General features: G+C 72.5%; 18 protein-coding genes. 7 read left to right on the forward strand and 11 right to left on the reverse strand.

Annotated elements, in window-relative coordinates:
- Positions 1 to 59 precede the first annotated feature (59 nt).
- Positions 60 to 2,942 (reverse strand): DEAD/DEAH box helicase, encoded by a 2,883-nt coding sequence (locus tag F4556_RS04795; RefSeq protein WP_184924283.1) that lies wholly within the window; start codon positions 2,940 to 2,942, stop codon positions 60 to 62.
- A 522-nt stretch (positions 2,943 to 3,464) separates the two neighbouring features.
- On the opposite strand from F4556_RS04795, the gene F4556_RS04800 reads away from it, so the two are divergent.
- Together F4556_RS04800 and F4556_RS04805 are read left to right on the forward strand one after the other, a co-directional pair.
- Positions 3,465 to 3,839, forward strand: coding sequence for a hypothetical protein (locus F4556_RS04800; RefSeq protein ID WP_184911880.1), 375 nt, complete (start codon positions 3,465 to 3,467; stop codon positions 3,837 to 3,839).
- Between the two features lie 56 nt (positions 3,840 to 3,895).
- Positions 3,896 to 4,222 carry an ArsR/SmtB family transcription factor gene (locus F4556_RS04805; protein WP_313068149.1) on the forward strand — a complete coding sequence of 109 codons (327 nt, stop codon included), beginning with the start codon at positions 3,896 to 3,898 and terminating at the stop codon, positions 4,220 to 4,222.
- A 23-nt stretch (positions 4,223 to 4,245) separates the two neighbouring features.
- On the opposite strand, the gene F4556_RS04810 is transcribed toward F4556_RS04805, so the two are convergent.
- Positions 4,246 to 5,415 carry an aminotransferase class V-fold PLP-dependent enzyme gene (locus F4556_RS04810; RefSeq protein WP_184911882.1) on the reverse strand — a complete coding sequence of 390 codons (1,170 nt, stop codon included), beginning with the start codon at positions 5,413 to 5,415 and terminating at the stop codon, positions 4,246 to 4,248.
- A 95-nt stretch (positions 5,416 to 5,510) separates the two neighbouring features.
- On the opposite strand from F4556_RS04810, the gene F4556_RS04815 reads away from it, so the two are divergent.
- The 3 genes from F4556_RS04815 (at position 5,511) to F4556_RS04825 (ending at position 11,695) form a co-directional block, all read left to right on the forward strand.
- Entirely contained in the window at positions 5,511 to 7,583 is a 2,073-nt protein-coding gene (locus tag F4556_RS04815) for a S9 family peptidase (RefSeq protein ID WP_184911884.1), read from the forward strand.
- A gap of 174 nt (positions 7,584 to 7,757) precedes the next feature.
- Positions 7,758 to 10,139 carry an immune inhibitor A domain-containing protein gene (locus tag F4556_RS04820; protein ID WP_184911885.1) on the forward strand — a complete coding sequence of 794 codons (2,382 nt, stop codon included), beginning with the start codon at positions 7,758 to 7,760 and terminating at the stop codon, positions 10,137 to 10,139.
- A gap of 131 nt (positions 10,140 to 10,270) precedes the next feature.
- Complete coding sequence (locus tag F4556_RS04825) at positions 10,271 to 11,695, forward strand: helix-turn-helix domain-containing protein (protein WP_184911886.1); 1,425 nt, start codon at positions 10,271 to 10,273, stop codon at positions 11,693 to 11,695.
- Positions 11,696 to 11,917: 222 nt separating this feature from the next.
- On the opposite strand, the gene F4556_RS38945 is transcribed toward F4556_RS04825, so the two are convergent.
- From F4556_RS38945 to F4556_RS04860, 7 genes are all read right to left on the reverse strand, one after another.
- Positions 11,918 to 13,723, reverse strand: a complete 1,806-nt coding sequence (locus tag F4556_RS38945; protein ID WP_184911887.1) for a glycoside hydrolase family 36 protein — start codon at positions 13,721 to 13,723, stop codon at positions 11,918 to 11,920.
- A 176-nt stretch (positions 13,724 to 13,899) separates the two neighbouring features.
- Positions 13,900 to 16,251 (reverse strand): collagenase, encoded by a 2,352-nt coding sequence (locus tag F4556_RS04835; RefSeq protein ID WP_184911888.1) that lies wholly within the window; start codon positions 16,249 to 16,251, stop codon positions 13,900 to 13,902.
- 121 nt (positions 16,252 to 16,372) lie between these two features.
- On the reverse strand, positions 16,373 to 17,353 hold the full coding sequence (locus F4556_RS04840) for an ABC transporter ATP-binding protein (RefSeq protein ID WP_184911889.1): 981 nt from the start codon (positions 17,351 to 17,353) through the stop codon (positions 16,373 to 16,375).
- Positions 17,350 to 18,336 (reverse strand): ABC transporter ATP-binding protein, encoded by a 987-nt coding sequence (locus F4556_RS04845; RefSeq protein WP_313068150.1) that lies wholly within the window; start codon positions 18,334 to 18,336, stop codon positions 17,350 to 17,352. Before F4556_RS04845 ends, F4556_RS04840 begins: the two co-directional genes overlap by 4 nt.
- The gene (locus F4556_RS04850; protein WP_184911890.1) at positions 18,333 to 19,322 is read right to left on the reverse strand and encodes an ABC transporter permease; all 990 of its coding nucleotides are present in this window, start codon (positions 19,320 to 19,322) and stop codon (positions 18,333 to 18,335) included. Before F4556_RS04850 ends, F4556_RS04845 begins: the two co-directional genes overlap by 4 nt.
- Positions 19,319 to 20,308: an ABC transporter permease gene (locus tag F4556_RS04855; RefSeq protein ID WP_184911891.1), complete on the reverse strand. Its 990-nt coding sequence runs from the start codon at positions 20,306 to 20,308 to the stop codon at positions 19,319 to 19,321. The genes F4556_RS04850 and F4556_RS04855 overlap by 4 nt, the downstream gene beginning before the upstream one ends.
- 13 nt (positions 20,309 to 20,321) lie before the next feature.
- Complete coding sequence (locus F4556_RS04860) at positions 20,322 to 22,058, reverse strand: ABC transporter substrate-binding protein (RefSeq protein ID WP_184911893.1); 1,737 nt, start codon at positions 22,056 to 22,058, stop codon at positions 20,322 to 20,324.
- Positions 22,059 to 22,316: 258 nt separating this feature from the next.
- On the opposite strand from F4556_RS04860, the gene F4556_RS04865 reads away from it, so the two are divergent.
- Positions 22,317 to 23,756 carry an aminopeptidase P family protein gene (locus F4556_RS04865; RefSeq protein WP_313068151.1) on the forward strand — a complete coding sequence of 480 codons (1,440 nt, stop codon included), beginning with the start codon at positions 22,317 to 22,319 and terminating at the stop codon, positions 23,754 to 23,756.
- Positions 23,757 to 23,815: 59 nt separating this feature from the next.
- Positions 23,816 to 24,187, forward strand: a complete 372-nt coding sequence (locus tag F4556_RS04870) for a MerR family transcriptional regulator (protein WP_184911894.1) — start codon at positions 23,816 to 23,818, stop codon at positions 24,185 to 24,187.
- Here F4556_RS04870 and F4556_RS04875 read toward each other — a convergent pair.
- Entirely contained in the window at positions 24,166 to 25,179 is a 1,014-nt protein-coding gene (locus F4556_RS04875) for a nitronate monooxygenase (RefSeq protein WP_313068153.1), read from the reverse strand. The genes F4556_RS04870 and F4556_RS04875 overlap by 22 nt on opposite strands.
- Entirely contained in the window at positions 25,176 to 25,859 is a 684-nt protein-coding gene (locus tag F4556_RS04880) for a TetR/AcrR family transcriptional regulator (RefSeq protein ID WP_313068154.1), read from the reverse strand. The genes F4556_RS04875 and F4556_RS04880 overlap by 4 nt, the downstream gene beginning before the upstream one ends.
- Positions 25,860 to 25,869 lie beyond the last annotated feature (10 nt).

Here is a 25,869-nt window from a genome sequence, read left to right on the forward strand (position 1 = left end):
TGATTATCCAGGGGCTCGGGACGGCAGAGCCCCGAGCCCCTGGTGGTGCACCGGCTGCCTCAGCCGACCGAGCTGTACGCGATGATGCCGCGCCGGAGCGAGTCCACGGCCTTCCGGGCGGTGGACCGGAGCTTGGCGTCCTCGCCCGCCGCGTCCTGGATCTGGCCGAGCACGTCGATCAGCTGCTTGGTCCAGCGGACGAAGTCGCCGGCCGGGAGGTCGGCGTCGCGGAGCACCTGGTCGAGGTTGTGGCCGAGGGCCCAGCGGTAGGCGACCCAGGCGAAGCCGAGGTCGGGCTCGCGCTGGCCGACGCCCTCGGCGGTGTTGATCTTGTGCTGCTCCTCCAGGGCGTCCAGGTGGCCCCAGATCCGGATCATCCGGCCGAACGCCTCCTTGCTCGCGCCCTCCGGCACCCGGGGGGCGGCCGCGTCGTCGGACTGCCGCGACTCGTAGACCAACGCCGAGGCACAGGCGGCGAGTTCGGGCGGGCTGAGCTCGGCCCAGACGCCCTCGCGGATGCACTCCGAGGCCAGCAGGTCGAGCTCGCCGTACAGCCGGCCGAGGCGCTTGCCGTCCTCGGTAACGGTGTCGCCGCTGAGGTAGCCGAGGTCGGTGAGCAGGCCGCAGACCCGGTCGAAGGTGCGGGCGATGGTGTGGGTGCGGGAGCGCATCCGGCGCTCCAGCAGCTCGGTGTCCCGGTGCAGGCGGTGGTAGCGCTCGGACCAGCGGGCGTGGTCCTCGCGCTCGTCGCAACCGTGGCAGGGGTGCTGGCGCAGCTCGGCGCGCAGCCGGGCGATCTCCGGGTCGTCGGCGGCGGCCGCCCGGCCCTTGCGGAACCGCTCGGGCTCCAGGTGGCCCGCCTTGGTGCGCAGGGCTGACGCCAGGTCACGGCGGGACTGCGGGCTGCGCGGGTTGAAGGACTTGGGGATCTTCATCCGGTCGACCGCCGTCACCGGGTACGGGAAGTCGATCATCGCGAGCCGCTTGACCTGCCGCTCGGAGGTGAGCACCACCGGGCGCGGGCCGTCCTGGTAGTCGGGGTGACGGACTGTCCGGGGCGAGCGGCTGACCGGCGGCAGGCCGGGGTCGAGCACCAGCGCGAGCCCGGCGAACTTGCCGGTCGGCACGTGGATCACGTCGCCCGGCTTGAGCGCCTCGATCGCCTCGATCGCGGCGGCCCGGCGCTGGCCGGTGCCTTCGCGGGCGAGCTCGTTCTCCCGGTCCTTGAGCGTCCGACGGAGGTTCATGTACTCGTCGAAGTCGCCGAGGTGACAGGTCATCGACTCGCGGTAGCCCTCGAGGCCGTCCTCGTTCTTCTGGACCTGACGGGCGATGCCGACCACCGCGCGGTCCGCCTGGAACTGGGCGAACGAGGTCTCCAGCAGCTCGCGCGAGCGGTGCCGCCCGAACTGGCCGACCAGGTTGACCGCCATGTTGTACGAGGGGCGGAACGAGGAGCGCAGCGGGTACGTCCGGGTGCCGGCCAGGCCGGCCAGCGCCTCCGGGTCGATGCCGCGCTGCCAGAGCACCACGGCGTGGCCCTCGATGTCGATGCCGCGGCGGCCGGCCCGGCCGGTGAGCTGGGTGTACTCGCCGGGGGTGATGTCGGCGTGGGTCTCGCCGTTCCACTTGACCAGCTTCTCCATCACCACCGAGCGGGCGGGCATGTTGATGCCGAGCGCCAGGGTCTCGGTCGCGAAGACGGCCTTGACCAGCCCCTTCACGAAGAGCTCCTCGACCACCTCCTTGAACCGGGGCAGCATCCCGGCGTGGTGGGCGGCGATGCCGCGCTCGAGGCCGTCCAGCCACTCGAAGTAGCCGAGGACGTGCAGGTCCTCGTCGGGGATGTCGGCGCAGCGCTCCTCGACGATCGCGCGGACCGTCGCCCGGTCGCTGTCGCGGTTCAGCCGCAGCCCGGAGCTGAGGCACTGCTGGACGGCGGCCTCGCAGCCGGCCCGGCTGAAGATGAACGTGATCGCGGGCAGCAGGCCCTCGGCGTCGAGGCGTTCGATCACGTCGACCCGGCCGGGCGTCCAGACCCGGTTCGGGCGGCCGGTCGGCATCGAACGGCCCCGGCCGCGGCCGAACCGGTCGTCGCGCGAGCCGCGGTCGCCCTCGGAGCGGGCGAGCCGGACCAGTTCGGGGTTGACCGCCTTGGCCGGGTTGCGCGGGGCGTTCTTGGGACGGCCGTCCACGTCCGGGTTGGCGAACAGGTCGTACATCCGGTTGCCCGCCATCACGTGCTGCCAGAGCGGCACGGGGCGGTGCTCGGAGACGATCACCTTGGTGCCGCCGCGCACGGTGTCCAGCCAGTCGCCGAACTCCTCGGCGTTGGAGACGGTGGCCGACAGCGAGGCCAGCACCACCGACTCCGGCAGGTGGATGATCACCTCTTCCCAGACCGCGCCGCGGAACCGGTCGGCCAGGTAGTGCACCTCGTCCATCACCACGTAGCCGAGGCCGTTCAGCGCGGAGGAGCCCGCGTAGAGCATGTTGCGCAGCACCTCGGTGGTCATCACGACCACCGGGGCGTCGCCGTTGACGCTGTTGTCCCCGGTGAGCAGGCCGACCTTGTCGGCGCCGTAGCGCTTCACCAGGTCGCCGAACTTCTGGTTGGAGAGCGCCTTGATCGGCGTGGTGTAGAAGCACTTGCGGCCGGACTGCAGGGCCAGGTGGACGGCGAACTCGCCGACGATGGTCTTGCCGGAGCCGGTCGGGGCGGCGACCAGCACACCCTCGCCGTCCTCCAGGGCGCGGCAGGCCTCCAGCTGGAACTCGTCCAGCTCGAAGTCGTACAGCTGCTGGAAGCCGTAGAGGATGGTGGCCTGCTCCTTGGCCCGGCGGCGGAACGCCGCGTAGGCCTCGGAGGGGCTGAGCTCCTCGGCGCCGGAGGGGCCGGAGGAGGGGCCGGGGGTGCCGGGGGTCTCCGGGTGTTCGGGCATGGCGCTGTTCATCGGCGTCACCTCTTCTTCCCGTGGGACTGCTGGCTGCCGTGCCGGGGACCGGCCGGGCGGGACGGGGGCGCAGACGGCGACGCCTGCGGCTGCGGGGCCCGGGCGGCGGTGGCCGTCCCAGGGGCGCAGCGGCTGTGGTTGGTGTGGTGATCGAGCATCTCAGCCAGACATTACCCGTCTGGACCGACATCAACAGCACCGTTTTCGCCCCGATTGCGGGCCGGGCGGGTCGCCCGGTTGTCGACCTGTCGCCATGACGATCCGTCGACCTCGGGCCCGGGGGTCGCGGCGACGACCCGACGCGCCCGGGCCAGTGTGGGGAGTAATCGAGGAGTGGCGTTTCGGGTCAGATCCTCAGTTGCAGAAGTCTTCATTTCGCTGACGGACGGTCACTTCCCGCCCCGCTTCGATCGATTCCGGGCAGATCGCCTGCGGGCACCGCCGTGCTTCCTACAGTCGTCCCCACCGAGCCCGCCCTCCGACGCGGGCCTCGTCGACTGGAGGATCCCGATGGCCAATCTGGAGAGCTCGCTCAAGGAAGCCATGACCATCGACGGCGCGATCGGCGTCGCCCTGGTCGACTACGACAGCGGAATGGCGCTCGGCACCCTCGGCGACAACGCCGAGCTCGACCTCAACGTGGCGGCGGCGGGCAACACGGACCTGGTGCGGGCCAAGATGCGCACCATGCAGATGCTCAACCTGCACGACAACGAGATCGAGGACATGCTGATCACCCTCACCACCCAGTACCACCTGATCCGGCCGCTCACCATGCCGAACGGGCGCGGGCTCTTCCTCTACCTCGCGCTCAACCGGGCCCGGGCCAACATGGCGATGGCCCGCCACCAGCTCCGCCGACTGGAGGCGACCCTTGAGCTCTGACCGGCGGTCGGCCGCCGGCGGAGGATCACGGGCATCCGGAAGAGGGGAGGGCCGCGGTGCCCCAGCTGTACCAGGCCAAGGCGGAGCTGTTCCGGATGCTCGGGCACCCGGTGCGGATCCGGGTGCTGGAGCTGCTCCAGGCCGGGCCCACGCCGGTCCGTGACCTGGTGGTCGCGCTGGACATCGAGCCGTCCAGCCTGTCCCAGCAGCTCGCCCAGCTCCGCCGGGCCGGTCTGGTCACCGCCTCCCGGGAGGGCTCGACCGTGGTCTACGCCCTGGCCGGCGGAGACGTGGCCGACCTGATGCGGGCCGCCCGGCGGATCCTCACCGAGCTGATCGCCGACCGGGGCGAGCTGCTCGCCGAGCTGCGCGCCGCCGACTGACGGTCCGTCCGCCCGACGCCCCGTCAGCGCCCTTCCAGCAGCTCACCGATCCCGGCGGCCAGCGCCCGGTACTCCTCCGGCCGGTTGTAGATCTGCGCGCTGATCCGCAGCACCCCGCCGCCGGACCACGGCCGGATCGCCACCCGGGTGGCCAGCCGCCGCCGGATGCCCACCATCAGGGCCTTCGCGGTGTGCTCGCTCTCCGCGCACCCCGGCGGCAGCCGGACCGCCCGCATCGCCAGCCCCGGCATCGCAGGCAGCGCCCGCAGCCCGGCCCGCTCCACCAACTGCTGCTGCCCGTACGCCGCCAGGGTCTCGTTGTGCGCCCTGACCCGCTCGACCCCGAGCTGCTCCAGCAGCCCGAACCCGGCCGGGGCCGCCAGCCAGGGCGTGTAGTCGCAGGTGCCGCGCCACTCGACCCGGCCGGGGAAGCCCCGGTCGTGCTCCCAGGAGAACATCAGCGGCCGGATCCGGGAGCGCCAGGCACTGTCCACCGCGAGCACCGCCGTGGCCCTCGGCGCGAAGGCCCACTTGTGCAGGTTGCCGATCCAGAAGTCGGCGCCGCCGGCCTGCTCGGCCAGGTCCACCGGCAGCATGCCGGGGGCGTGCGCGGCGTCCACCACGGTGGTCACGCCGCGCTCGGCCAGCGCGGCCAGCAGCACCGGGTCGGCGATCTGCCGGGCGGTCGGCGAGCTGACCAGGTCGAGCACGGCGACCTTGGTCCGCTCGTCCACCGCCGCCAGGATCCGGGCCCGGACCGCCTCCTGATCGGGCGTGTGCACCGAGAGCCGGACGGTCCGCACCCGGGCGCCGCACTCCGCCGCCCGCCGCTCGGCCGCCCTGGTCACCACGCCGTAGCCGTGGTCGGTCACCAGGATCTCCTCGCCCGCCGCGAGCGGCAGCGAGTCCAGCACCACCGCGATCCCCTCGGTGACGTTGGTGACCAGGGCGAGCCGGTCCGGCCGGGCACCGAGGGCGGTGGCCACCCTGGCCCTGGCCCGGGCGATCCGGTCCGGCAGCTCCAGGAAGAAGCCGTCCGGGTCCTGTTCCTGCTCGGCCCGCAGCCGGGCCTGGACGCGCTGGACCGGCAGCGGCACCGCGCCGTAGCTGCCGTGGTTGAGGTGCGTCACGGCCGGATCCAGCGTGAACAGGGCACCCGCACCCGGCAGTTGGCGTGGTGGTTCGATGCTCATGCAGATCTCCCGCTCCCCGGCAAAGCAAATGGTGTGTGACATTTCACACTGCATACTTCTAGCCGAAATCCCCTGCTCACGGCAACCATCGGCCCGTGACCCACACCGACCCCTTCCTCGCCCTGAGTGCCCGGACCGGCCGCTTCAGCTACGGCGCGCCGCGCGCCGTGACGCTCGCCGCCGACGGTTCCCGGCTGCTCTTCCTGCGCTCCACCGGTTCCGAGGACCCGGTCGAGCGGCTCTGGCTGCTCGACCTGACCACCCGGCAGGAGCACCTGGTCGCCGACCCCGCCGTGCTGGCACCGCACCGCACCGGCGACCCCGCCGACCTGCCCACCCTGGAGCGCCGCCTGCGCGAGCGGCTCCGGCTCTGGGCCCCCGGCATCGGCTCCTTCGCCGCCACCGCCGACCTCGCGGTCGCCGTCTTCGCACTCGACGGCCGGCTGTTCCGGACCACCGTGGCCACCGGCTCCAGCACCGAACTCCCGGTCGCCGGACCGGCCTTCGACCCCCGGCCGAACGCCGACGGCAGCCTGGTCGCGTACGTCACCGGCGGCGCGCTGCACCTGACCGACCGGGCCGAGCCGCTCAGCCCGGCCGACGGCGCGGTCTGGGGTGTCGCCGAGTTCGCCGCCGCCGAGGAGCTCGGCCGCACCCGGGGCCACTGGTGGTCCCCGGACGGCCGGGCGCTGCTGGCCGCCCGGATCGACGAATCCGCCCTGCCGCTGCGCTACTTCGCCGACCCGGCCCGCCCCGAACTGGCCGCCGAGAGCTTCGCCTACCCGCAGGCGGGCGGCCCCAACGTGGACCTCCAGCTCTGGGTGCTCGGCCTGGACGGCAGCCGGGTCCGGCTGGCCTGGGACACCGCCGCGTTCCCGTACGTCTGCGCGGCCGGCTGGGAGGGCGACGGCGAGCTGCTGCTCACCGTCGCCGACCGGCTCCAGCAGACCGTCCTGCTGCTCAGCGCCGACCCGGCCACCGGCCGGACCCGCGAACTCTCCCGCACCGTGGACGAGTTCTGGGTGGACGACCTGCCCGGCACGCCGGCCCGGCTGGACGACGGCCGGCTGCTCACCGCCGCCGACACGCCGGGCGGCGACGCCCGGGGAGTCGCGCTGGACGGCAAGATCCTCACCGACGAGCGGACCCAGGTCCGCCGGGTGGTCGGCCGGCTGCGCGGCCGGCTGCTGATCGAGGCGGGCCAGGACGACCCGGCCGACCAGCACGTCTTCCTGCTCGACCCGGACAGCGGCGCGCTCACCCGGCTCAGCGAGGGCCCCGGCGTGCACTCCGCGGTGGCGGCCGGCGAGACCCTGCTGCTCACCTCGGCCACTCCGGCCGGCATCGAGCGCCGACTGCACTTCCAGGGCGCCGAGTTCGCCCTGCCGGACCACGCGGCCGCGCTCCCCCACCAGGTCACTCCGCAGCTCGCCCGGGTCACCGAACTGGGCCTGCCGACCGCCGTGGTCTACCCGCGCGGCCACGTCACGGGCCGTCAGCTCCCGGTGCTCCTGGACGTCTACGGCGGCCCCGGCTACCAGGCCGTCGCCAACGAGCCGCGCCGCTGGCAGGCCCGCCAGTGGTGGGCCGACCAGGGCTTCGCCGTGGTCACCACCGACAACCGGGGCACCCCGTTCGTCTCGCCGTCCTTCAGCCGGGCGATCTTCCGCCGGTTCTCCACCGTCGCGCTGGACGACCAGATCGCCGCCCTGCACGCGCTGGCCGACACCCACCCCGACCTCGACCTGACCCGGGTCGGCGTCCGGGGCTGGTCCTACGGCGGCTACTTCGCCGCCCTCGCGGTGCTCCGCCGCCCGGACGTCTTCCACGCCGCCTGCGCGGGCGCCCCGCCCACCGACTTCCGGCTCTACGACACCGCGTACACCGAGCGCTACCTCGGCCTCCCGCAGGACAACCCGGAGGGCTACGCCGCCGACTGCCTGATCCCCGACGCACCGTCACTGACCCGGCCGCTGCTGCTCATCCACGGGCTGGCCGACGACAACGTGCACCCCTCGCACACCCTGCTGCTCTCCCAGGCCCTCACCAGGGCGGGCCGCCCGCACTCGGTGCTCCCGCTGCCCGCGGTCAGCCACATGACCCCGAACGGCGTCAACGAGCTGGTCACCGAGGCCGAACTCGCCTTCCTGCGCGGCTCGCTGGGCTGACCTTCGAGATACCCCACGGCCCGGTGTCCGCCCCCGACGCCGGGCCGTGGTCGTTCGGCTGCCCGGCGTCGGACGGGTGGGATCCGGTTGTCCGCAGGTCTTCCATGTGATGGATGACATGTGAAATATTACCCTCGCTCACCCGACCACCCCCGTCCGGAAAGGACCGGTCAGTTGCGCAGACTGTCCGCAGCCGTCACGGCTGCGCTGACCACCAGTGCGATAGCCGCCACCCTGCTGAGCGGCAACGCTTACGCCGCCCCCACGCCGTCGCCGGCCCTCCAGTCCCAGGACGCCCCGGCCGAGGCCCTGGTGGGCCCGGAGGGCAAGGAGGCCCCCGAGGGTCCGCTGGCGCCGCAGGAGAAGACCCGGCAGGCGCTCCGCACCAAGGCGCTGGAGCAGCTCAACCAGGGTGCCCTGGCCAAGACTTCGGCCGGCACCGCGCCGAAGAAGGTCAAGATCGGCAACGAGTACGTCCAGCTCGCCCAGGAGCGCAAGGACAAGGTCTTCGTGATCCTGGCGCAGTTCGGCGACCAGGTCGACAACTCGACGCTGCACAACGGCGTTCCGCGCTACGCGGGCACGCCGGGGCCGAAGCACAACCTGATACCGCAGCCCGACGGCAGCGACACGCACACCTTCTGGAAGAACGACTTCAGTCGTGCCTACTACCAGCAGATGTTCTTCGACGACCGGGCCGGCGCCAACTCGATGCGGAACTTCTACCGCACCCAGTCCTCCGGCCGGTACGACCTCGACGGCACCGTCACCGACTGGGTGACCCTGCCGTACAACGAGGCGCGCTACGGCAGCAACAAGGGCCCGCAGGGCAACGGTGCCTGGACCCAGGCGCAGGAGTTCATCCGGGACGCCACCAAGGCCTGGTACGACGGCGAGCTGGCCAAGGGCCGGACCGCCGCCGAGGTCAAGGCGGAGATCCAGCAGTACGACGTGCACGACCGCTACGACTACGACAAGGACGGGAACTTCGACGAGCCGGACGGCTACATCGACAACCTGGTCGTGGTGCACGCGGGCGTCGACGAGACCTGGGGCGGCGGCGCCCAGGGCGCCGACGCGCTGTGGGCGCACCGGAGTTGGGCCCTCCCGGACCCGACCGGCCAGGTCGGTCCGCAGGGCAACAAGATCGGCGGTGCGCCGCTCGGCGACACCGGCGTCTTCGCCTACGACTACGTGCAGGGCGGCGAGAACAGCGGCGTCGGCCTGTTCTCCCACGAGTTCGGGCACAACCTCGGGCTGCCGGACCTCTACCCGACCTCGGGCGGCGACAACAGCGTCAGCTTCTGGTCGCTGATGTCCTCCGCCTCGTACCTGGGCCGGGGCAAGAACACCACCGGTGAGTACCCGGGCGACCTGGACGCCTGGAGCAAGCTGCAGTTCGGCTGGCTCAACTACGACGAGGCGCAGGCCGCGACCCGGTCCAGCCACGCGCTCGGCGTCAGCGGCTACAACACCGACCAGGCCCAGGCCGTGCTGGTGCACCTGCCGCCGACCAAGAAGACCACCACGCTCGCCGACCCCTTCGAGGGCGGCTCGCAGTGGTACAGCGGCACCGGTGACTCCATCGACAACTCGCTGACCCGGACGGTGGACCTGACCGGTCGCACCTCCTCGGCGGCGATCTCGGCGGCCACCTGGTACGACATCGAGCAGGACTACGACTTCCTCTCGGTCGAGGCCAGCACCGACAATGGCAAGACCTGGAAGTCGCTGGGCGGCACGGTGGACGGTGCGCCGATCGGCAACACCACCGCCAACACCCCCGGTCTGAGCGGCACTTCGAACGCCTGGCGGCAGCTGAACATCCCGCTGGACGCCTACCTCGGCAAGAGCGTGCAGCTGCGCTTCCACGTCACCTCGGACAACAACACGCACGGCAAGGGCGTGCTGGTCGACGCCGTCAAGGTCACCGCCGACGGCGCCACCCTGCTCGAGGACGGCGCGGAGAACGGCGACCAGGGCTGGGTGCTGAACGGCTTCGCCCCGCTCAAGGGCAAGGACTCGGTCAAGGAGCACCCGCGGGCGTACCTGGTGGAGAACCGCCGCTACGTCGGCTACGGCGCGTACCTGAAGACCGGCCCGTACAACTTCGGCTACAGCGGTGTCGAGGGCAAGGCCGGCGTGATCGACAACTACCCGTACCAGGAGGGTGTGTTGATCTGGCTCTGGGACACCAGCTTCCTGGACAACAACACCAAGGACCACCTGGGCGGCGGCATGATCCTGCCGATCGACTCCCGTCCGCAGGCGATGAAGTTCAAGGGCGGCGTGCTGGTCAACGGCCGCGCGCAGAGCCACGACGCGACCTTCTCGCTCAGCCCCACCTCCGCCTTCACCCTGCACAGCGCGGGTGTGGCGACCAAGTACCCGGCGAAGCCCGGCATCCCGGTCTTCAACGACCGCACCGGGGTCTACTCGGACCCGGCCATCCCGCAGCTGGGCGTGGCCGTCCCGAACACCAACACCAAGATCGAGGTCGTTCGGGAGACCCAGGGCGGCAAGCTGACCACCATCAAGGTCGGCCCCGCCTCCTGATCCACCGTCATGATCCGGAGCCCCGGCCCGCGCACCCCTGCGGGCCGGGGCTCCGGCGTTCCCCGTACGATCGACGCAGGTCAGCGAGGGAGGTCAGGGTCTTGCTCACGGCGCAGGAGGTCACTCGGCTGTTGAGCCACCTGAGGGATTCCGGGCCACCGGACCGGCGGCTGGAACGGCTGCTGAAGTGGCTGGCGGGCGAGGTCGGCGGGACGGCGCAGCTGACCGGCACACCGGCCGGGGAAGCCGACCGACTGCCGCCGGAGGCCGCGGAGGTGGCCGGCCGGCTCGCGGCCGGGCGACTGCGTTCGGCCGCGCTGCAGGACGGCCCGCTGCACCTGCGGCTGACCGCGATCGGGGCCGAACTCCCGTACCCCGTACTGACCGTGGCCCGGGCGGAGCCGTTCGACGGGCGGGCCGGCGCGCTGGTCGCCGCCGCGGCGGAGCTGATCGCGCCGCTGGTCGAGCTCCGGGTGGCCGCCGCCGACCGGGAGCGGCTGCGGACGGTGGCGGCGGCGCTGCGGGTCGCGGTCTTCCAGCTGCTGATGGGCGGTGAGGTGACGCTGGCCCAGCGCACCGCCGAGGGCCTGGCGGCCGGGCTGCTGGACGCCGAGCACCAGCGGGTCTACGTCCTGGAGGGCCCGGCGGCCGAGCGGGACGCGCTGGCGCTGCGGTGCACCGAGGCCACCGGGGGCCGGGCCCTGGTGGTGCGCTGCCCGGCGTACGACCAGCACCTGATCGTGGTCGCGCCGCTGCGCGGCCCGGTGACCGAGGACGGCTGGGACGGCGTGGGTCTGACGCTGCGTGACCTGCTGGCCGACCGGCCCGACCGGTACCTCGGCGGCAGCGGCCGGCTGCCGCTCGCGCAGACCGCGGGCTGCTACGGGGACGCCACCAGGGCGCTGGCCGTGGCCCGGCTCCAGCCCGGCCGGGCCGCCCTGTACGCGGCGGAGAGCCGCCTCGGCGAGGTGCTCGACCCGCGGGCGGCGGCGGCCTGGGCGGACGCCCTGCTCCGGCCGTTGCACACGCTGCCGCTGAGCGGCCGCGACCAGTTGCTCGGCACCCTGCACCTCGGTCTGGAGTTCCCGGCCACCAGCGCCGCGAAGATCATCGGCATCAGCCGCAACACCGTCCGGGCCAGACTGGACCGCGCGGGCGAGCTGCTCGGCCTGGACCTGACCGAGGTACGCGGGCGGGCCCTGCTGCACCTGGCGCTGCGGATGGCCGGTCAGGCCGACGCCGCCGCCCCGGTCCGGCTGGCCGAGGTGCTGGCCGCACCGCCCGCGGTCGAGTGGGCCGGGACCCTGCTCGACCGGCTGGCGGCGGACGGCCGGGAGCTCCGGCGGACCCTGCTCGGCTGGCTCCGGGCGAACTGCGGCGTCGACCGCACCGCCGCCGCCCTGGAGCTGCACCCGCAGACCGTCCGCGACCACCTGCGCGCGGCCGAGCGCCTGTTGCAGCGTCAGCTGCTCTCTGGCGGCGGTGGCGTGTACGAGGTCGCCCTCGCCTTCGCCGCCCTCGGCGCACTGCCGCTGGAGCAGCCCGTGCACGGTTGAGCCCGGGCAGCGTGGCGTCCTGTGCACCGTTGAGCCCCGGGCGGCCCCGGACCGTGCAGTCGTGCGGTACCGCGCACCGGTGGGTGCTGCCTAGAGTCGGGACCGAGCTCACCGGGCGGGGCCCGCTGCTACGGATCACTCCGTCGGCCCCGCCCGGTGGACAGGGTGCTCACCGGGCGGGGATCCCCCATGCACGCCCCGCCCGGTGAGCGACGGGGCCGGTCAGCGACGCAGCGTCAGCAGGCCGCCGAACGGGACGTGCAGGCCGAGTTCGAGCCCGTCGACCGTCAGGTTCACCTCGGCCACCGTGCCCCCCATCGCGTCCTGGACCAGGACCGCCACCGGGCCCGGGGCCCGGTCGAAGACCAGCCGGACCAGGGTGTCCGGGTCGCCGTTGCCGAGCAGCAGCAGCTCCCACTCCCCCGGCACCGCCACCGGCAGCGGGGCGTAGCGGCCGAACGCCCGGCCGCCGCCCCGGCGGGACTCGATCAGCGGGTAGCCGAGCTCGGGCCGGTGCGGGCGGAACTCGGAGCGCTGCAGCAGGTCCCGGTGCTCGGCCATGACGGACAGCCAGAACCGCAGCGCGGCCAGCTGGCCCGGGCCCTGGGCGGCCAGGTCGACCGAGACCTGCGGGGTGGCGAACAGCACCGAGAGCAGCAGCACCGCGATCTGCTCGGGCGCCTCCCCGGGGTGCCAGGTGAGCGGGTCGGCGTGCACGGCCAGCGGGCCCGCGGTGAGCCGCAGGTCGGCGGTCCGGGTGCGGTTCTCGGTGGCGTTGTGCGGGCAGTCGGTGGCCCGGACCATCGTCGCGTACGGCCAGAGGCCCGGGCCCATGTACTGCTGCCGGTGCTCGATCAGCACCTCGGGCCGCACCGCCCGCAGCCGGGCGTCGAGTTCGGCCAGCAGCCGGCGGACGCCCTCGGCCACCTCGGTGCAGTCCGGGTCCGGCGAGGCGGTGGTGGGCTCGCGCAGGAAGGTGTCGATGAAGTCGATCTTCAGGCCGTCGACCCCGTACCGCTCCACCGCCGCCGCGAGCCGCTCGACCTGGTGCGCCCGGACCACCGGGCTGCGCGGGTCGAGGACGTACGTCTCCAGGGTCGGCAGGTGGGCGAGCGCGTGCTCGGCGAGGGTGCCGATCGCCGCGCTGCGGTCGCCCGCGAACGGGAGGGCGTGCCAGAGCAGGTAGTTGAGGCCCAGCGCGCGGACCCGGGCGACGTGCCCGGCGAAGTCGGGGAAGCCGACCGGGGCGGGCTGCCAGTCGCCGGTGGTGGCGTAGGAGCGGCCGTTCTCGTCGGTCTGCCAGCCGTCGTCGACGATCAGCGCGCCGAAGCCCAGTGGGGCGGCCAGCGCGGCCAGCTTCTCCACGTCGGCCGAGGTCATCGCCAGGTGCAGGGCGTACCAGGTGCAGAAGACCGGCTCGAAGGCGGCGTCCGGCACCACGGCGGCCGGCAGCGAGGCGCCCCACCAGGCGGCCGCGCCCCGGACGGTGTCGGCGAAGTGACGCCCGCTCAGGTCGAGCAGCAGCCGCAGCGTGCCGCCCTCGTGCTCGACCCACCAGCTGAACTCGCCGGTCTCCTCGACCGCGCCCTCGCCGATCGAGACCGGCAGCACCGTCTCGCCGACCGCGAAGGTGCAGAGCGCGGCGTCGCCGGTGCCCACCAGGCTGCCGACCGGCGCGCCCTTGGGCAGCGCGGCGATCCGGGGCAGCGCCCAGGACGGCGGGAGCCAGCGGGTGCCGGTGCCCGGCGTCCAGTAGCCGGTGGCGCCGGTGCACGGCAGCCGCCACTCCACCCGGGCCCGGACCGGCTCTGCGTCGGTCGGCCGCGCGGCGGTGACCTCGATCAGCAGCACCCCGGGAACGCTCTGCGGGGTGACCCGCACCGCGAGCTCCGCGGCGCCGACGGCGGTGGCTCTGACCCGCAGGCCCGGGAGGTCGAGGCCGGTCTCCACCGGGCAGGCGGTCTCGGTCCGGCCGGACGGGTGGGCACTGCCGTCCCAGCTGAGCGGGGGTGGTGTCTGCGTGGTCACGAGGGTGTGGCCTTTCACGTGAAAGTGCCCGGCCGCGGGGAGGCGGCCGGGTAGTGGTCCCCGTGCGGGACAGCCGCGGAAGCGGTTGGGACGGCTGCCCCGCACGGGAGTTGTGGAGCCTGGTCGGGCGCGGCCCGCCGTTACGGTTCCCCGCCGCGCCCGACCAGGGGTTCGGGTCACCTGCGGAGCGGGCCCTCGCAGGTGTAGTCGGCGGTGCCGGCCTTGCCGCCGGGCCAGACGTTGACCGCACCGAAGTAGCAGTTCATGTCGTCCAGGTTGTTGGCGACGCCCTTGGTCCGGGTCAGCAGGAAGTAGTCGACCGTGTAGGACATGTCGTTGAAGACCCGGTCGGGGTTGTTCGCGTCCGCCAGGTTGGCGGTGATCGCGCCGGTGCAGACGAAGCGCATCGGCTTGTTCGTCCAGTCCCCGTTGTCCTTGCAGGACGGGGTGATCCCGGTGGCGCCGGCGATCGCGGACTGCACCTCGGAGGCGTAGGCGTACTTCAGCCAACCGTTGGGCGTGTACGAGGTGTTGGGCACGTACAGGCTGGGCGCGATGGCGATCTGGGCGTCCAGGAAGGCGTCGTACTCGGCCTGCAGGCCCTGGTCGGCGCCGGTCCGGGTGCGCCAGGCGTCGAAGCCGGCCGGGTCGTCGGCGCGCAGGTAGCCGTACATCTCGCGGAGCTTGGCGGGGTGCTTGGCCCAGAGGAACTCGTAGAACGTCCCGGCGTAGTTGTAGAAGTGGAAGGCCGGGGTGTCGTCGTAGCTCGCGTGCAGCAGCTTCGCGACGGTGAGCCGCGGGACGCCCGCCGCCTCGTCGGAGGCCAGCTTGGCCACCAGCGACTTGCGGACCTTGACGCCCTGGTCCCGGGTCGAGCCGTCGAAGAACTCGGCGGTGCCCTCGTCCATCGCGGTGGTCAGGTCCTTGGCGTACCAGCGCGCCTCGCCGAAGTAACCCGGGGTCGCCCAACGGCCGTTGAGGTAGTGGGTGTACTCGTGCCGGAACAGCTCCTCCAGCGTCAGGTACGACTCCGCCGTGGTGCGCTGGTAGGTGTAGAAGGTGGCGCCGCGCTCGATGTAGATGCCGCCGTTGTTGGTCGCCATCCCGGTCAGCAGCGGGTGGTACAGCTCGTAGTCCGAACGCGTCGCGTACAGCTGGATGTTGAGGGTGGAGTTCGGGTCACCGGCGAGCGGGACGTCGGTGCCGAGCACCCGGAAGAACTGGGTCTTCACCTGCTTGCTGGCGTAGTACATCTGGTCCACGGTGGCCCGGTCCAGCGCGGTGCGGACGGAGACCGCGCCGTTGTCGTACGTGTAGGTGTACGGGAACAACTTCGCCGCGACCGTGCTGACGCAGACCCCGAACTCGGCGCAGTTCCCATAGGTGTTGGCCCAGCCGGCCACCTTCACCCAAGGGTCGGACCACTCGCCGAAGGCGGCCTTGGTGGCGGCCAGCAGACTGCCGATCTCGGCGGTGATCCCGGCCTTCAGCGCGGTGATCTGGCCGAACCGGCCGTACTCGCCGACCCCGTCCCGGGCCAGCCAGGCGTTCTGCGTGCCCTTGAGGTGGCCGTACCCGGCGAAGACCCGGAAGGCGGCCCGGTAGGAGGCGTCGGCGGCGACCACCGGCAGGAAGGCCGGGTCCTGGTTGGAGATGCCGAGCCAGTTCAGGTTGAGCGCGGCCAGCCCGGCGGTGCCCCAGGCCCAGCTGTCGGCGACCTTGGTGCCGGGGGCGAACTTCGCCAGCACCTTCTTCGCCAGGCCGAGGTTGTTCTGACGCACCCCCACCGATCCGGCGGTGGTGGTCATCTCCCGGACCGTCATACCGGCCAGCTCGGTGTCGTCGAAGGCGTGCGCGCTGTTCCCGTACGCCGTGACCGCCTGCTGGATCGCGGCCAGCGTGGTGGCGTCGGTGACGTCGATGCCGTCGTGGTTGAAGTCGTAGTAAACGGTGGCGTGCAGGAAGGTCCACAGCTCGTACAGGTGGGCCTTGCCGGTGCCGTCGTCGGTGGCGGCGAGCTTGGTGATCCGCTGGGCGACGGCCTGGACGTGGGCGTCGTCCATGGTGGTGTTGTACCTGGCGTCCCAGGTCCACAGGAAGCTCTTCAGGCAGCCGTCCACGGTGACGGCCGGGTCGGTCAGGAAGTCCGCGAGCCCGCTCGGGCTCAGCCCGGTCATCCCGTCCACGGTGCACGGCACGCCGGCCGCGGTGGTCGCGGCGCTGCCGCTGGCGGCGAGTTCGCCGGCGGTCGGGGCCGGGGCGCCGACCCGGTCCGGCAGCATGCCGGGGACCGCGCCGGTGCCGAGCGAGCCGCCGCCGGGGGCGGGCGCGGCGGTGCCGGTCCTGGCGGTGGCGTCGCCGAGCCGGTCGACCTCGTCGTAGCCGGTGGGCGCTGGGGTGGTGGCGGTCGCCGAGGCGGCGGCCGGGGTCTGCGCGAGCGCCTGGCCGGTCTGGATCGCGGGCAGCGCCAGGGTGGCGGTCAGCACGGCGGCGAGCAGAACTCGGCGCTTGGTGAAGGAAGTTGCCATGGTTCAGCTCCAAGTGGGGTGGAGACGTGGGGGCGCACCGAGTGGGGGTGGTGCGTGGAGCTCGCGCCGCCGCCGCGGAAGAGGGTGTGCGGCGGCGACGCGGTGGAGGACCGACGGAGCGTCAGGCCTCGGGGAAGTGGCAGGCGGCCTGGCGGCTGCCACCCACCGGGGTGATCTGGAGCAGCGGCCGCTCGGTGCGGCAGATCGGCTGCGCCTTCGGGCAGCGCGGGTGGAAGGTGCAGCCGCTCGGCGGGTTGGCCGGGCTCGGCGGGTCGCCGAGCAGCACGATCCGCTCCCGGGCGCGTTCGGCGGCCGGGTCGGGCAGCGGGACGGCCGAGAGCAGCGCCTTGGTGTACGGGTGCGCCGGGTTGGCGTACACCTCGTGCTTGTCGCCGATCTCGACGATCCGACCCAGGTACATCACCGCGACCCGGTGGCTGATGTGCTTCACCACGGCCAGGTCGTGGGCGATGAAGACGTAGGCCACGCCGAGTTCGCGCTGCAGCCGCTCCATCAGGCCGACGATCTGGGCCTGGATGGAGACGTCGAGGGCGGAGACCGGTTCGTCCGCGACCACCAGTTCGGGGCGGGTGGCCAGCGCGCGGGCGATGCCGATCCGCTGGGCCTGGCCGCCGGAGAACTGGTGCGGGTAGCGGTCCAGGTGCTCCGGCGCGAGGCCGACCAGCCGGACCAGGTCGCGGACCTCGCGGTTGATCTCGGCGGCGGGGGTGTCCTGGGCGCGCAGCGGGGCGGCGATGATCTGCTGGACCGTCTGCCGCGGGTTCAGCGAGGCGAACGGGTCCTGGAAGATCATCTGGAACTTGCGGCGGAGCGGCCGCAGTTCACGCTGCGTGGTCCGGGTGATGTCCTTGCCCTGAAAGGCGACCTGACCGGCCGTCGGGTCGAGCAGCCGGACCAGCATCCGCCCGGTGGTGGACTTGCCGCAGCCGGACTCGCCGACCAGCCCGAGGGTCTCCCCCGGGCGGACCTCGAAGCTGACGCCGTCCACCGCCTTGATCCCGGCCCGGCGGCCGAGGCCGGCCCGCGGACCGGGGAAGGTCATCCCCAAGTCCTCGACGGTGAGCAGCGGTTCGGTGGTCATGACGTCGCTCCGTCGGGGTCGAGTGCGCAGGCGTTGCGGTGCCCCTCCGCCACCAGGCGGAGCAACGGGCGCTCCCCGGTGCAGAGTTCACTGGGCTTCGCGGCGTAGACCGGGCAGCGCGGGTGGAAGGCGCAGCCGGCCGGCGGGGCGAGCAGCGAGGGCGGGCTGCCGGGGATCGAGCGCAGGCTCTCCCCCTCGACGGCGTCCACCCGGGGCAGCGAGTCCAGCAGCCCCTGGGTGTACGGGTGCCTGGGGGTGGTGAACAGCGCGTCGGCGGAGGCCTGTTCGGCGGCGGCGCCGCCGTACATCACCAGCACCTCGTCGGCCACCCGGGCGATCACCCCGAGGTCATGGGTGATCATCACGATGCCGAGGCCACGGTCCTGCTGAAGCTTCATCAGCAGCTCCAGCACCTGGGCCTGGACGGTGACGTCCAGCGCGGTGGTGGGCTCGTCCGCGATGATCAGATCCGGCTCGCAGGAGAGGGCCAGCGCGATCATCGCCCGCTGGCGCATACCGCCGGAGAACTGGTGCGGGTGCTCCCCCGCCCGGCGGGCGGGCTCGGGGATGCCGACGTCGCCGAGCACCTCGACCGCCCGCGCCAGCGCGGCCTTGCGGGTGCCGCCGTGGTGCTCCCGGTACGCCTCGGCGATCTGGTCGCCGATGGTGAAGTACGGGTGCAGCGAGGTCAGCGCGTCCTGGAAGACCATCGCCATCCGGCGCCCGCGCAGCTTGCGGACGGTCTCGTCCGGAGCACCGAGCAGCTCGGTGCCGTCGAACTTGACCGACCCGGTCACCTTGGCACCCCGGTGCAGGCCCATCACGGCCAGCGAGGTGACGGACTTCCCGGAGCCGGACTCGCCGACGATGCCCAGCGTCCGGCCGCGCTCGACGCTGAAGTCGACGCCCTTGACGGCCTTGACGACGCCTTCGGCGGTGTTGAACTCGACCTGGAGATCGGAGACTTCAAGCAGCGTACTCACGACAGCCTCGCCCTCGGGTCGATCCAGGCGTAGACCAGGTCCACCACCAGGTTGGAGGTCACGATGAAGAAGGAGGCCAGCAGCGTGACGCCCATGATCACCGGTTGGTCGGACTTGTTCAGCGAGTCCGCGAAGAGCTTGCCGACGCCCGGCAGGCTGAACAGCGACTCGGTGATCAGCGCGCCCGCGAGCAGCCCGCCGAGGTCCATCCCGAGCATGGTGGCGACCGGGGTGAGCGCGGGCCGCAGCCCGTGCTTGGCGACCACCCGGCGCTCGCGCAGGCCCTTGGCCCTGGCGGTCCGGACGAACGGCTCCTCCATGGTCTCGATCACCGAGTTGCGGGTCATCCGGGCGTACAGCGCGGCGAACAGCAGCGACAGCGTGATCCACGGCAGGATCAGGTTGCGCACCCAGCCGACCGGGTCCTCGCCGAAGGCGATGTACCGGGGCAGCGGCATCAGGCCGAGCACCGTGACCACCAGGTAGAGCAGGATCATCGCGGTGAAGTAGACCGGCAGCGCGGCGATCCCGATGGTGCCGATCATCACGGTGCGGTCCACCCAGGTGTTCCGCTTCAGCGCGGAGACCACGCCGGCCGAGAGGCCGAGGGCCAGCCAGCAGACCGCCGCGCCGAGCGCGAGCGAGGCACTGACCGGGAACCGGTCCATCATCAGGTCCCAGACCGGCTGGGCGCTCTGGAACGAGTAGCCGAAGCAGGGGAAGCCGCACTCGACCGCGTACTGGCCGCTGCCGAGCGTCTGGCCGGCGAAGATGCCGACCAGATAGCGGCCGAACTGGACCACGATCGAGTCGTCCAGGCCGAGCTGCTGACGGACCATCTCGATCCGCTCGGTCGAGCAGTCCTTGCCGCAGAACTGGGCCGCCGGGTCGGCGGGGAAGAGGTAGAACACCGCGAAGGTCAGCGCGCAGACCACCACCAGGGTGGCCGCGATGCCGAGCAGACGGCGGATCAGGAATCCGATCACGACCTGCCGCCCTTCGGGTCCAGGGCGTCGCGCAGCGCGTCACCGAGCAGGGTGAACCCCAGCACCACCAGGAACAGGCAGGCGCTCGGCAGGATGAAGAACATCGGATCGACCTTGTAGTAGAGCACCGAGTCGGCGATCATCTGGCCCCAGGACGGCGTCGGGGGCCGGACGCCCACGCCCAGGAAGGTCAGCGCGGCCTCGGTGCCGATCAGGCCCGGGATCGCCAGCGTGATGTAGACGATGATCGTGCCGGACAGGTTGGGCAGGATCTCGGTGAGCAGGATGCGGCTGCTCCGGGTGCCGCTGGCGCGGGCCGCCTCGACGTACTCGCGGTGTTTGAGCGAGAGCGTCTGGGCCCGGATCACCCGGGCGATGTACGGCCAGCTGAAGACGCCCATCACGACGATCAGCAGCAGCACGCGGTTGACGTCCCGGGCCACCGAGAGCAGCGCGATCATGAAGATCAGGCTGGGGAAGGACATCATGACATCCATGAACCGGGAGATCGCGGCGTCGATCCGGCCGCCGAAGTAGCCGGCCAGGACGCCCAGGGTCACCCCGATCAGAGTGATCATGATCGCGGAGGCGAAGGCGACCAGCAGACTGATCTGGGCGCCGTAGAGCAGCCGGGCGAAGATGTCCCGGCCGAGCATCGGCTCGACGCCGAGCCAGTGCTCGGGGCTCATCCCGCCGAAGCTGCCCTTGGGCAGGCCGCCGAGGTAGGAGTTGATGGCCTTCTTGTCGGTGTCCGCCGGGCCCTTGCCGCTGATCGCGGTGAGCACCGGGGCCAGCAGGGCGGCCAGGACGAAGAAGACGATGATGCCGAGGCCGGTGAGTGCGGCCTTCTGGCGGCGCAGCCGGTGCCAGGCCAACCGCCAAGGGGAGGCGGGCTGTTGCGGGCGGTCGGCGGTGGAGGCGGGGGCAGCGGGACTGGCCGCCGCCCCCGCTCCCCCGGCCTCGGCCGGAGAGAGCGGGGCGGTCATGGGGAACTCCCGACTACTTCGCGGTCTTCAGGCCGATGACGGCGAAGTCGAGCTGACCGGCCCACACCGGGTGGGCGAAGGCGCCGGCGATGTTGGAACCGACCAGCAGCGGCTTCTTGGCCCAGGCCAGCGGCACGGCCGGGGACTTGTCCATGATCTTGGCGTCCAGCTCCAGCCACGCCTTGTTGGCCTGCTGGACATCGCTCATCGCGGCGATCCGGTCCAGGTCGGCGATGGTCTCCGGGTCGTTGAACCGGGTGACGTTGCCCTGGTTGCCCTTGTCCTTGATGGTGCGGCCGTCGAAGATCATCGGCAGGAAGGTGGCGGCCGACGGGTAGTCGGGGCACCAGCCACCGATCGAGAGACCGGGCTGCTTGGCCTTGTCACCGGTGATCGAGCTGACCGCGGTCGGGTCGACCGTGGTGATGGTGATCTCGACGCCGACCTTCTTCAGCGCGGCCTGGATGGCCTCCGCCTGCTGCTTGCCACCGGTGGAGGTGACCAGCTCGGTGGCGAAGCCGTTCGCGAAACCGGCCTCGGCCAGCAGCGCCTTGGCCTTCGTCGGGTCGCCGCCCGGCTTGATCAGGAAGTGGTCGACCGGCGCGCCCTGGGTGAGCACCGGCGGCAGGTAGGTGGTGGCCACGTCGGTGAACGCCGGGCCGCCCTGCGCGGCCGCGAAGGCCTCCTTGTCCACCGCGTACTGCATCGCGAGGCGGACCTTGGCGTTGTCGAACGGCGCCTTGGTGTTGTTCATGTCGAGCTTGGTGGTGCAGCCCGCGTTCTCGGAGATCAGCCGCTTCTTGACCTCCGGGTTGGTGAGCACCTCGCTGATCTTGGAGGGCACCAGGTCGACGTAGGAGATCGCGCTCTGGTCGTCGCCCTGGTCGGTGATCAGCCGCTCGGCCACACCGGTGCCCTTGAGGGTCTGGTCCACCACGATCTTGTCCGGGTACGCCTTCCGGACCGTGTCGCTCTTCGGGTCCCAGTTGGTGTTGCGGACCAGCACCATGCGCTTGCCGCGGTCGTACGACTCGATCTTGTACGGGCCGGAGGAGACCGGGTGGTTGCTGTAGTTGGCACCGGCCTCCTTCGCCTTCGGCACCGGCGAGAAGGTCGGCAGCGTGACGGTGTAGCCGAACTCCGCGACCGGGCGCTGGAGGTGGAAGACGATGGTCTTCTCGTCCGGGGTCTCGATCGACTCCTTGCCCAGGCGCTGACCGCCCAGCGGGCCCTTGTAGTCGGCCGGGGCGACCAGGTAGGTCCGGGCGTAGTCCGGGCCACCGGGCAGCTCGGGCGAGTAGGACCGCTCGACGTTGTACTTGATGTCGTCGGCGACGATCGGCGTGCCGTCCTCGTACTTCAGACCGTCCTTCAACTTGAAGGTCCAGGTCTTGCCGCCGTCGCTCGACTGGCCGAGGTCGGTGGCCAGGTCGGGCTCGATCTTCAGACCCTCGGCACCCGGGGCCGCCTTGAAGGTGGTCAGGGTGCGGTAGAGGGTGCGGACACCGAAGTCCATCACCGGCATGGTCCAGTTACGGGTCGGGTCCAGCTGGTCGAAGTCGACGTTCGACAGGATGTTCAGGGTGCCGCCCTTGACGGGCGTCCCGCCGATGATGCCGTTGCCCTCGGTGGTGACACCGCCCTGGTTGGCGTCGTCCTTGCTTCCGCCGGTGCTGGTACAGGCCCCGAGGCCGAGGGTGAGTGCTGCCGCGATCGCCGCCGCGAGGGCGGCATGAGTACGCCTGGTCATAGTGCAACTCCGCAGTGGGAGGCCACAGTTGCGGCCTTGGTTCGCCCCGGGGCTGATCCGGGGCCACCGAGAGGGCGACCGCTGGGGTCTAGCCGCTCCAAGGTGTGACCCGTAACATAGTAATGTGAAATTGCACTGGCAAGGGATCGGGCGGCCCGTTACCGAGCTGTGTCCGGTAGCACCCTCAACTCCCGCCCCACGCAACGACATCAACACCACTGAACCCGGACAGACCGCCCCGCCGAAGGAGTCGCAGCCGTGACCACCCCCCGCCCGCTCAACACCGGCAGCCACGACCTGCCCGTCTCCGCCGCCCTGGACGCCTTCATGGGCACCGGCTGGGCCCCCACCCAGCTGCCGGCCGAGGACCGGGTGCCCGGCTACGCCGCGATGCCCTCCCGCCGGGCCCGGCTCGCCGCCGCCTACCCCGGCGAGCGGCTGATCGTCCCGGCCGGGCAGCTGAAGGTGCGCAGCTACGACTGCGACTACCGGTTCCGCCCGCACAGCGCGTACGCCTGGCTCACCGGCCTGACCGGCGAGGAGCAGGTCGGCCACGTGCTGGTGATCGAGCCGAACGGCGAGCCGGTGCTCTACCTGCGCCCGCGCTCCCCGCGCGGTGGCGGCAGCCCGTACGGGTCCGAGTTCTACCGGGACCGCCGCTACGGCGAGTTCTGGGTCGGCCGCCGCCCCGACCTGGCCGAGGCCGAGCAGCTCACCGGCATCCGCACCGCCCACCTGGACGACCTGGAGAAGCTGCTGACGGGTGCTCAGCCCGTCACCCGGCTGCTCGGCGGGGCCGACCCGGTGCTGGAGGCGCTGCTGCCCACCGCCGTCGACACCGCGCTCGCCGGCACCCTCTCCGAGCTGCGGCTGGTCAAGGACGCCTGGGAGGTCGAGCAGCTCCAGCTCTCCGTCGACGCCACCACGGCCGGCTTCGAGGACGTGATCCGCGCCCTGCCGGCCGCCTTCCGGCACGGCCGGGGCGAGCGCTGGCTGGAGGGCACCTTCAACCTGCGGGCCCGCGCCGAGGGCAACGGCACCGGCTACGAGACCATCGTCGCCTCCGGCGCGCACGCCTGCGTGCTGCACTGGATCCGCAACGACGGCGCCCTCGACCCCTCGAAGCTGCTGCTGCTGGACGCGGGCGTGGAGGTCGACTCGCTCTACACCGCCGACATCACCCGCACCATCCCACTCAGCGGCACCTTCTCCCCCGTCCAGCGCCAGGTCTACGAACTCGTGCTGGCCGCCCAGGAGGCGGGCATCGCCACCCTGCGCCCCGGCGCCAGCTTCCGGGACTTCCACCGGGCCGGCATGCGGGTGATCGCCGAGGGCCTGGCCGACTGGGGCGTGCTGAAGATCTCCGCCGAGGAGGCGCTCCAGGAGGACAGCGGCCTGTTCCGCCGCTACACCCTCTGCTCCAGCGGCCACATGCTCGGCCTGGACGTGCACGACTGCGCCAAGGCCCGCGCCGAGACCTACCTGGACGGCGTCCTGGAGGAGGGCCAGGTGCTCACCGTCGAGCCCGGCCTCTACCTCCAGCCCGACGACGAGACCCTCCCCGCCGAACTCCGCGGCATCGGCGCCCGGGTCGAGGACGACCTGGTCATCACCGCCGACGGCGCCCGCCTGATGTCCGGCGCCCTCCCCCGCACGGTCGCGGGCATCGAGGAGTGGATGGGCACCCTGCTCGGCTGACCGCCCGTCAGGCGGGACGGGTCTGTCCGGCCCGTCCCGCCCCGGGTGATGATGACGCCATGACCACAGCGACATTTCTGACGCCCGCTCAGGCGGTCGAGGAGTCCGGCTTCAGCCTGGACACCCTGCGGTACTACGAGAAGATCGGGCTGCTGGGGGACGTCCAGCGGTCGGCCAGCGGGCACCGGCGGTTCAGCGCGGAGGACCTGGCCTGGCTCGGGGTGCTGCGGTGTCTGCGGGACACCGGGATGCCGATCTCGGAGATGCTGCACTTCGCCGAGCTGGTGCGGTCCGGGGACGGCACCTTCGCCGACCGGCTGGCGCTGCTGGCCGCGCACGACGGCCAGGTGGAGGAGCAGATCGCCACCCTGCGGAAGCGGCAGCAGGTGATCCGGGACAAGATCGCGTACTACCGCGCGGCGCTGGCCTGAGCGAGCAGCTCGGCGGTCAGGTCGGCGGCCGGACCGATCCTGGCCCGCAGGTGGCCGGTGCCCGCCCAGAGGTGCATCGCCGTCAGGTCGCCCTGGCGGGTGGCGGCGGCCCGCAGCGGCCGGGTCAGGTGGTGCACCTCGGGGTAGCCGACCGGGGCGTACGGCCCGTACCGGTCGATGAAGGCGTTGCGCAGCCCCCGGGCCGGGCGGCCGGTGAAGGCCCGGGTCACGACGGTGCCGCCCCGGTGGGTGACCAGCGCGGCCTGGTGGTTCGGGTCGGCCCCGGACTCGTCGGTGCGCAGGTACGCGGTGCCGAGCTGGACCGCGCTCGCGCCCGCGCCCAGCGCGGCGGCGATCCCGGCACCGTCCGTCAGCCCGCCGGCCGCGATCAGCGGCAGCGCGGTCACCGCCCGTACGGCGGCGAGCAGTTCGGGCAGCGGCCGCCCGTCGGGCACCGCCGCCTGCCGGTGGGTGCCCCGGTGGCCGCCCGCCTCCGGGCCCTGCACGCAGAGCGCGTCCAGCCCGAGCAGCGTGGCGGCCACGGCCTCCGCCGGGGTGGTGACGGTGCCGACCTGGTAGCTGCCCACCGCGCGCAGGGCGGCGGCCTCGGCGGCCGAGGGCAGCCCGAAGGTGTACGAGAGGACCGGCACCGGGTCGGCGAGCAGCAGCTCCAGCTTGGCCTCCCAGTCGTCCCGGTCCGGGCCGATCCGCTCGGGCAGTTCGACCCCGTACCGGGCCGCCTCGGGCCGCAGCCGCTCCCGGTAGGCGGCGACCGCCGCCGGATCGGCGGGCGCGTCCGGGACGAACAGGTTCACCCCGAACGGACGGTCCGTCAGCTCCCTGGTCGCGCCGATCCCGGCGGCCAGCGCGGCCGCGTCCAGGTAGCCCGCGGGCAGGAAGCCGAGCCCGCCGCCCTCGTTCACCGCCGCGACCAGCGCGGGCGTCGAGCCGCCGCCGGCCATCGGCGCGGCCATGATCAGCGGCAGCTTCACCGGGACGCTCCGGCGAGGTCGGCGGTACGGGCCAGGGCGATCCGCCCGGCGCCGCAGCCCGCCAGCCGCAGGGCCGCGTCGGCCACCGCGGGGGCCACCTCGGCGCCGGTGCGGGCCGGATCCTCCCGGGCCGCGGCCACCCCGCCCTCGACCAGGCCGAGCAGCAGGTCGGTCCGCAGCTCCAGGTCCGACGCCGGGTCAGGTGCCGGTGCCAGCCGGCCCAGCAGCTCGCCGTAGACGCCCCGCAGCTCCGCCCTGGTCCGGCGGAAGTCGGTGAACCGCTCGCCCCGCACCTCCGGCAGCTGGTAGAGCGCGCCGAGGTTGTACAGCCCGCCGAACAGCAGCTCCGCGTCGTACCTGGCCAGCAGCCACAGCGCGGCGGCCGGGTCGAGCCCGGGGTCGGCGAGCAGCCGCCGGCCGAACGCCAGCGAAGGTGCGACGGTGCCCTCCAGCAGGGTGGCGAGCAGGTCCTCCTTGTGGGCGAAGTAGTGGTACATCGACGCCTGCCGCAGCCCCGCCAGCTCGGCCACCGCCCGGGTGGTGGTCGCGGCGTACCCGTTCCGGGTGAACAGCGCGGCGGCGGCCGCCAACAGCTGCTCCCGGGCCGACAGTTCGCTGCTCGACGGCCCGGCGGCACGCGGCCGCCCCACCCGGGGCCTCGGGAACGCGGTACCTGACACCTCGTGATGA

This window comes from Kitasatospora gansuensis, assembly GCF_014203705.1.
GTDB lineage: Bacteria > Actinomycetota > Actinomycetes > Streptomycetales > Streptomycetaceae > Kitasatospora > Kitasatospora gansuensis.